Source organism: Stenotrophomonas sp. STEN009 (assembly GCF_056760395.1).
Genome location: NZ_JBRRES010000043.1, coordinates 24,183 through 30,734, shown reverse-complemented (window position 1 = coordinate 30,734; position 6,552 = coordinate 24,183). Strand labels below are relative to the sequence as shown.

At 68.8% G+C, this 6,552-nt stretch carries 7 protein-coding genes; 1 reads left to right on the top strand and 6 read right to left on the bottom strand.

Going from position 1 to position 6,552, the window contains the following annotated elements; all coding sequences use genetic code 11:
- Positions 1–133 precede the first annotated feature (133 nt).
- From ACVOMM_RS16555 to aspS, 4 genes are all read right to left on the bottom strand, one after another.
- Positions 134–766 (bottom strand): esterase/lipase family protein, encoded by a 633-nt coding sequence (locus tag ACVOMM_RS16555; RefSeq protein WP_053519363.1) that lies wholly within the window; start codon positions 764–766, stop codon positions 134–136.
- A gap of 79 nt (positions 767–845) precedes the next feature.
- A complete protein-coding gene (locus ACVOMM_RS16550; RefSeq protein ID WP_065174759.1) occupies positions 846–1,367 on the bottom strand; it encodes a GNAT family N-acetyltransferase in 522 nt (173 codons plus the stop codon).
- Between the two features lie 31 nt (positions 1,368–1,398).
- Positions 1,399–1,722 carry a DNA primase gene (locus ACVOMM_RS16545; protein WP_481526511.1) on the bottom strand — a complete coding sequence of 108 codons (324 nt, stop codon included), beginning with the start codon at positions 1,720–1,722 and terminating at the stop codon, positions 1,399–1,401.
- A gap of 16 nt (positions 1,723–1,738) precedes the next feature.
- Positions 1,739–3,490 carry an aspartate--tRNA ligase gene (gene aspS / locus ACVOMM_RS16540; RefSeq protein WP_053519369.1) on the bottom strand — a complete coding sequence of 584 codons (1,752 nt, stop codon included), beginning with the start codon at positions 3,488–3,490 and terminating at the stop codon, positions 1,739–1,741.
- A gap of 158 nt (positions 3,491–3,648) precedes the next feature.
- On the opposite strand from aspS, the gene ACVOMM_RS16535 reads away from it, so the two are divergent.
- Positions 3,649–4,386, top strand: a complete 738-nt coding sequence (locus ACVOMM_RS16535; RefSeq protein ID WP_481505207.1) for a DUF3011 domain-containing protein — start codon at positions 3,649–3,651, stop codon at positions 4,384–4,386.
- Positions 4,387–4,629: 243 nt separating this feature from the next.
- Here ACVOMM_RS16535 and ACVOMM_RS16530 read toward each other — a convergent pair whose 3' ends face one another.
- On the bottom strand, positions 4,630–5,277 hold the full coding sequence (locus ACVOMM_RS16530; RefSeq protein ID WP_193396484.1) for a hypothetical protein: 648 nt from the start codon (positions 5,275–5,277) through the stop codon (positions 4,630–4,632).
- Positions 5,278–5,325: 48 nt separating this feature from the next.
- Entirely contained in the window at positions 5,326–6,540 is a 1,215-nt protein-coding gene (locus tag ACVOMM_RS16525) for a cation:proton antiporter (protein ID WP_481526510.1), read from the bottom strand.
- Positions 6,541–6,552 lie beyond the last annotated feature (12 nt).

Sequence of the window (6,552 nt, the reverse complement as noted above, 5' to 3'; positions counted from 1 at the left end):
CCGGGGCGCCTCCGCCCGCGCCCCCGCCGCGGCGGCGCCCGCCCCCCCCCCGCGCCCCGCCCGCCGGGGCGCGCGTGCGGCGCCCGCCCCCCGCCCCCCCCCCCCCCCCGGACGGTGCGCATCGACCGGGCGCCTACGCGGCCGCAGCGTCGCGGCTGTGATCGAACCGGCCGTGGCGCAGGAAGTGCGCGGTCTGCCGTGCCGCATCGGGCGAAACCACCAGGCCGCTGTGGCTGGTACGCACTACGCAATGATCGGCCAGACCCGGCAGGCGGGTTTCCGCCAGCGCCACCGTGCCGTCGGAGGCATCGTCGATCGCGCCGAGCAGGCTGCCCAGCCCATGCGGCACCGAACCGGCGATCAGGCCGACCGCGGCCGTGCCCTGCCAGTCGGGCAGGCCGTCAAGCAGCAGTTCACTGCTGCGGCCCAAGGCCAGGCCCCAGCCATGCTCGGACAGCGAACGCGCGGTACCGCTGCCGCGCAGCGGCGAGCCAAGGCAGACCACGCGCTGTACCTGCAGCTGCGGTTGCCGGCGCAGTGCCTCCAGCGCCAGCAGCCCGCCAAGGCTGTGGCCGACCAGCGACAGCGGTCCGGCATCGGCCAGACGCTCCAACAGCTGAGGGACCGCTACATCCGGGCCGCCGAACACGGAGGAATAGCCAAAGGTCTGCACCCGGAACCCGCGCGCGCGCAGGCGCCACGCCAGCGGCCCTACCCAGGCGCGGGCGTTCCAGATGCCATGGAGCAGCAGTACGGGGGGTGTCATGTGCAACAGCCTGGCGATCAGCGGGGCGAAAACGTGAGGTGATTGAACACAGGCCGGCAGAAAGCGGCGGTGAACGCGCTCAGGCCGTTCGCGGCGCGCGGCGCAGGATGAACTCCAGATCGTTGGTCTGGCCGACCGGGAACAGGTACTGCCCGGCCTTCTCGAAGCCGTAACGGGCGTAGAAGCGCTGTGCGCCGAAGTTCTCCGACCACACGCCCAGCCACAGTGTCCTCGGGCCGTCGCGCTCCAGCCACGCCAGGGCGGTTTCCAGCAGGCGGCTGCCCCAGCCACAACTCTGCTGCGACTTGATCAGATACAGGCGCTTGAGCTCGCCATCCCCCGCTTTCACGTCCGGATGGGGCAGGCCACAGGGGCCGGCGGCGGCATGACCGACCGCCTCCCCTTCCCGCTCCAGCAACCACACGGCGTAATCCGGGTGGGCGAGGATCGTGCGCTGGCGCTCGACCGTGTAGGACTCCTGCAGGAAAGCCTGCAGGTCCTGCGGCGGATACAGGTGGCCGAAGGTCTCGGTGAACGTGCGTGCGGCCAGCGCCGACAAGGTCGGCGCGTCGTCCACGGTGGCGCGGCGGATCGAGTACATGCAGGAAGTTGACGTCAGCGCGAAGGGCGGGTCAAGCCTTTTCAGGCGATTCCGCGTCTTCTTCTTCCTCGTCCTCTTCCTCGTACTCCTCTTCGTCCTCGTCCTCTTCTTCGCCTTCCTCGTCCTCGTCGTACTCTTCTTCCTCTTCGTCGTCTTCGTAATCCTCGACGCCGAAGTCTTCACCGTCCCAGCGGCCTTCGCCGTCGGCGACGAAGGTCAGTGCCATCGCCGCCGGGTTGGTACCGACGCGGACCAGCCAACCACCGAACACGCGTGCCCGCTCGGTGACCAGGTTGGCCTCGGAGCCTTCATTGCCCAGCTTTTCCCACTCCAGCGAAAACGCAAACTCGGTCATTGCCTGGATCTCCTGATCAGTTTTTCTTGGGGCGAACCTGGATGTGCACTTCGGCCAGCTGCTCGTCGACGATCGGCGACGGCGCGTCGGTCATCAGATCCTGTGCACCGGTGGTCTTCGGGAACGGGATGACGTCGCGGATCGACTCGGTACCGGCCATCAGCGCGGCGATGCGGTCGATGCCGAATGCGATGCCGCCGTGCGGCGGCGCGCCGTAGTTCAGCGCGTCGAGCAGGAAACCGAACTTCGCACGCGCTTCTTCGGCACCGATGCCGAGCAGCTCGAACACCGCGCTCTGCATGTCCGGGCGATGGATACGGATCGAGCCGCCGCCGATCTCATTGCCGTTGAGCACCATGTCGTAGCCGCGCGAGACCGCAGTACGGGCATTGGCGCGCAGGTCGGCGATATCGTCCACGGCCGGTGCGGTGAAGGGGTGATGCAGGGCGACATAGCGCTGCGCCTCGTCGTCCCATTCGAACATCGGGAAATCGGTGACCCACAACGGGCGCCAGCCATCGGCGACCAGCCCGAAGTCCTTGCCGGCCTTCAGGCGCAGTGCGCCCATGAAGTCGGAGACCTTGTTATAGCCACCGGCACCGAAGAACACGATGTCACCCTTGCCGGCGCCGACGTGGGCAACCAGCGCGGCGAAGGCGTCTTCGCTGAAGAACTTCTGGATCGGCGAGCTGACCTCGCCGTTGTCGGCGATCTTGATGTAGGCCAGGCCTTTGGCGCCGTACTTGGCGGCGTGCGCAGCGTACTCATCGATCTGCTTGCGGCTCAACGCTGCGCCACCGGGGATGCGCAGCGCGGCGACGCGGCCATCGGCGTCGTTGGCCGGGCCGGTGAACACCGGGAACTCACTGCCCTTGACCAGCTCGGCCACGTCCACCAGTTCCAGTGCGATGCGCAGGTCCGGCTTGTCCGACCCATACCGGCGCATCGCTTCGGCCCAGGTCATGCGCGGGAAGCTGGCATCCAGGTCGACGTCCACCACTTCCTTGAAGATGGCGCGGATCATCTCTTCGACGAAATCCTGCACGTCGCGCTCGCGCACGAAGGCGAACTCCATGTCCAGCTGGGTGAATTCCAGCTGGCGGTCGGCACGCAGCGCTTCATCGCGGAAGCAGCGCGCGATCTGGTAGTAACGGTCGAAGCCGGCCACCATCAGGATCTGCTTGAACAGCTGCGGGCTTTGCGGCAGAGCGTAGAACTCGCCCGGATGCATGCGCGCCGGCACCAGGAAGTCGCGCGCGCCCTCCGGGGTGGCCTTGGTCAGGATCGGGGTTTCGATGTCCTGGAAGCCACGCGCATCCAGGTGACGGCGCAGCGCCTGCACCAGCTTGATGCGGGTGCGCTGCATGCGCTGCATTTCCGGGCGGCGCAGGTCCAGGTAGCGGTACTTCAGGCGGGTATCTTCGCCCGGATTCTCGTGAGCGTGGAACGGCAGCGGCGCCGCCTTGTTCAGCACGGTAATGGCCGTGGCGATCACTTCCACCCTGCCGGTCGCCATCTTGTCGTTCACCGCGTGGCGGGCACGCACCACGCCTTCCACCTGCAGCACATCCTCGTAGCCCAGGCTGGCCGCGACCGCGAACACTTCGGCGTTGTCGACCTCGACCGTCACCTGCACGATGCCTTCATGATCGCGCAGATCGATGAAGCAGACGCCGCCCTGGTTACGGGCCACGTCGGTCCAGCCGGCGAGGGTGACAGTCTGGCCAATCAGGGTCTCGTCGACCAGGCCGCAGAAGTGGGTACGCATGGGGGAAAGCTCCGCTGGAGAACGCCGGCACCCGATGGGGCCGGAAAGCCCCGTATTCTGCGGCCGAGGCCCCGGCCGGGGCAAATGCGGGGCAGTCACACGGGCTTTATCCGTTCCGTCCTTATAGTCGCGCACCACACACCGTATGGGGATTCGCCATGAAAACGCTGTCCCTGGCCAGCCTGGCCGTCACCCTCAGCCTGGGCGCCCTCGCCGGGCTCACCCTCTCCCCCGCCCCCGCCGCCGCGCAGAACGGCGTCATCCGCTGCGAAAGCCAGAACAACCGCGAACGGGTCTGCACTACCGGCTGGCGCAGCGCGCAGCTGGTACGCCAGCTGTCCGGCTCGGCCTGCCAGGAAGGCCGTACCTGGGGCAGCCGCAACGGCAGCATCTGGGTCAACAACGGCTGCCGTGCCGAATTCGTCGAGGGTCGCGGCGGTTGGGGCGGTGGCAATGGCGGTTGGGGGGGCAACAACGGCGACACCATCCGCTGCGAAAGCCAGAACAACCGTGAACGCAGCTGTCCGGTCGGCTGGCGCAATGCCCGCCTGGTCCGCCAGTTGTCCGGCAGTCCCTGCCAGGAAGGCCGCACCTGGGGCGTGCGCAATGGCGCGGTGTGGGTCAGCAATGGCTGCCGCGCCGAGTTCGCTGAAGCCCGCGGTGGCTGGGGCGGCGGCAACGGCGGCTGGGGCGGCGGCGGCAACAGCAATTACTCCATCACCTGCAGCAGCAACAACAACCGCGTCCAGAACTGTGACTGGGACGAGCGTCAGGGCCGGCCGGTGCTGCAGCAGCAGTTGTCGGGCAGCGCCTGCCAGGAGGGCCGCAGCTGGGGCTATGCGCGAGGCCAGGTCTGGGTGAGCAACGGCTGCCGGGCCCGCTTCGGCACGCGCTGAGCGAACGAACCTGCGGACGCGGGGGGGGGGGGCCCCGCGCCCCCCCCCCCCGCCCCCGGCGCGGCGGGGCGCGGGGGGGCCGCTGGGGGGGATAGGCGGGTGGCCTGTGGGGGGTCCCAACGGCCGGCCGGGCCCGGTCCGCCCCGCGCGTCCCTAACTACCGTGGGGCCGCGGGGCGGCACAACCCCCGGGGCCGCCGCGCTCGCCGGGGATGGCCCGGTACTGCCAGGCCCGATTCGAGCGCTACGGTGCGGTTGCCGGCGGGGCCTCGTCGCCCCACGGTGCTGGCGGCAACGCCACCGGCTTGCTCAGGTCGAACTGCACGCGGAAGCGGCGGCCTTCGGGACGGGTCAGCTCGTAGACGAAGCGCTGGTCCGGCTCGATCTCCATCGCCCACACGTTGTGGGTGGACGCCAGCATGTCGGCGCGGCGGAACATGGCCACCGAATCGGCATCGGCCGGGAACTGCTGGCGTTCGGCGGTACCCGGCGGACGGCTGTCGCCGCCATACAGGGTGATCGCATCAGGGCTGCCATCGGCATGCCGGTGATCGTGCTTGAGGCGCAGCCCGCTCTCGGTGCGGGTCAGGACCCAGGTCCGCGAATGATCATCGCCGACATGGAAGGGGATGCGCAGCTCATGCCCGGGATCGGCACAGCCCCGCACGTGCATGACCAGCCGCTGCCCGGCGAAGGGGTCCTTGCCGGTCGGTGCCGGCGTGTCCTCCACCACTTTGCCCTCATACGCCTGGCCGCAGTGGGCGGCGATCGCAGCCATGAAGGCATCGGCCGGGGCCGTCGCCACGTCGTGGGCGACCGTATGCGAGGGCTGTGAGCAGGCTGCGAGCGTGAGCAGGGCGACAGAAGCAGTGACGAGGGCAGGCAGTTTCATGCCCCAACCCTAACGACCATGGCCGGCCTGCGCAAACCACTGGCCCGTTCAACGGCTCGTGTCCACGCCCTCCGCCAGGGTCTCGGTTGCCGCCACCGGTGCGGCCTCGCCCGCCCCGTCCGGCTCCTGCTCGACCGGGTCGACATCGAAGGGCGTGCGGAACACCAGCGAGGGCAGCAGGGTGGTCAGCGCCGCGTACAGCAGCAATGCGCCGAACAGCACCGCCGGAATCTGGAACCGCTCACGCATGATCGCGGCCAGGACCAGGGTGAAGATCAACGTCGGCGCCAGCGCCAGCGACACGCGCAGGCTGCTGCGGAAACTCTCACCGAACATCAGCCGGCGCTGCAGCCAGACCACGCCGATACGCAGCGGCAGCACCACCAGGGTGATCACGATGCCCAGCCCCAGCGCTTCGAAGCTCAATGCCTCGGCGGGAACCTTGGTGCCGGCATTGAAGAAGTAGAACGGCACGAAGAACGATGCGAACAGCCGCAGTGCATGCAGGTTCTCGTGCGAGGCCAGCAGCGGCATGCGCTGGTGCAGCAGCCGTGCGACCAGGCCTGCGATGAAGGCGCCCACCAGGTAATACACCCCCAGCAGGTAGGTGATGTAGGCAGCGACCATGCCGACCATGACCAGCAGCGAGAACTCCGAACCGGGCGCGTGCGGCGCCACCCAGCGACCCAGCGCGATGAACAGCAGCGGCAGGCCGACCATCATCGCCAGCAGGGCCAGGCTGGACAGGGCCATGTGACCGGGATCGCCGGCCTGCAGCACGATGAACAGTGCCGCCAGCGCCAGCAGCTCACCGGCGATGGCCTTGCTGGTCACCCAGAACCGCTCGTCCTCGCTCAGACCCAGCCGCGACAGAGAATCCATGATGAAACCCGTGGAGGGCGTCAGCAGCGCCAGGGCCAGCAGGCCCGCGGCCTGCCACGGCAGGCCGGCGTAGCGCCAGGCCAGCCAGCCGACGCCGAACAGGGTGGCGCTGCGCACCACAAGATGCGCCAGCAGGGGCCACATGCCACGGCGCAACGCCTGCAGATCGACCTCCAGACCTGCGAACAGGAACAGGGACGAGATGCCGAGCGTGGCCAGCAGCCCGATCACCGCGTCGTGCGCCTGGTCCCCGAGCCAGAGCATGCCGACGATCCCGAACAGCAGGCAGGTGAGCGGTGCGGGCAGGCTGAAGCGCTGCAGCGCGCGCGGGATCACCAGCAGCGCGAAGATCAGCAGCAGGTAGATCAACTCATGACTCATGGGGGACTTCCG